The organism is Rhodococcus sp. EPR-147, from assembly GCF_001647185.1.
GTDB lineage: Bacteria > Actinomycetota > Actinomycetes > Mycobacteriales > Mycobacteriaceae > Rhodococcoides.
This window is the reverse complement of the sequence record NZ_LVCU01000361.1, coordinates 1-1139: the sequence shown is the minus strand read 5'-3', so window position 1 is coordinate 1139 and position 1139 is coordinate 1. Positions and strand designations below refer to the sequence as shown.

At 67.0% G+C, this 1139-nt stretch carries 1 protein-coding gene; it reads left to right on the top strand.

Annotated elements, in window-relative coordinates:
- Nucleotides 1-1139 (top strand): chaperonin GroEL (gene groEL, locus A2J02_RS16440; protein ID WP_068051284.1); only part of this gene is annotated, 1139 nt, incomplete at both ends.

Below are 1139 nucleotides of genomic sequence, written 5' to 3'. Positions count from 1 at the left end.
AGCGTCGCCACCAAGACCAACGACGTCGCAGGCGACGGAACCACCACCGCGACGGTCCTCGCTCAGGCGCTCGTGCGTGGCGGTCTGAAGAACATCGCCGCAGGTGCCAACCCGATCGCGCTCGGCACCGGCATCTCCAAGGCGGCCGACAAGGTCGCCGAGGCTCTGCTCGCCGCCGCAACCCCGGTCGAGGGCAAGCAGGCGATCGCTCAGGTCGCCACCGTGTCCTCGCGTGACCCCGAGATCGGTGAACTCGTCGGCGAGGCGCTCACCCGCGTCGGCGCGGACGGCGTCGTCACCGTCGAGGAGTCCTCGACGCTGCTCACCGAGCTCTCGGTCACCGAAGGCGTGCAGTTCGACAAGGGCTACCTCTCGCCGTACTTCGTCACCGACGTCGACGCGCAGGAAGCAGTTCTCGAGGACGCGTACGTCCTGCTGTACCGCGAGAAGATCACCTCGCTTCCGGACTTTCTGCCTCTGCTGGAGAAGGTTGCCGAGAGCGGCAAGCCGTTGCTCATCATCGCCGAGGACACCGAAGGTGAAGTTCTCTCGACGCTGGTAGTCAACTCCATCCGCAAGACGATCAAGGCCGTGGCGGTCAAGGCGCCGTTCTTCGGTGATCGTCGCAAGGCGTTCCTCGACGATCTCGCGGTCGTGACGGCCGGCCAGGTCATCACCGCCGATGTGGGTCTGAGCCTGAAGGAAGCCGGGCTCGAGCTGCTCGGTCGCGCTCGTCGCGTCGTCGTCACCAAGGACGACACGACCATCGTCGACGGTGCGGGCACGCAGGACGACATCGACGCGCGCGTCGGTCAGCTCCGCCGTGAGATCGAGAACACCGACTCCGAGTGGGATCGCGAGAAGCTCGACGAGCGTCTGGCGAAGCTCTCGGGCGGCATCGCGGTCATCAAGGTCGGCGCTGCCACCGAGACCGAGCTCAAGGAGCGCAAGTTCCGCGTCGACGACGCTGTGGCTGCGGCCAAGGCCGCCGTCGAAGAGGGAATCGTCCCCGGCGGCGGTTCGGCTCTGACTCAGGCAGCGTTGGCTCTGGCCGACGACCTCGGCCTGACCGGCGACGAAGCCACCGGTGTGGCCGTGGTGCGCAACGCACTCAACGCACCGCTGTTCTGGATCGCCTC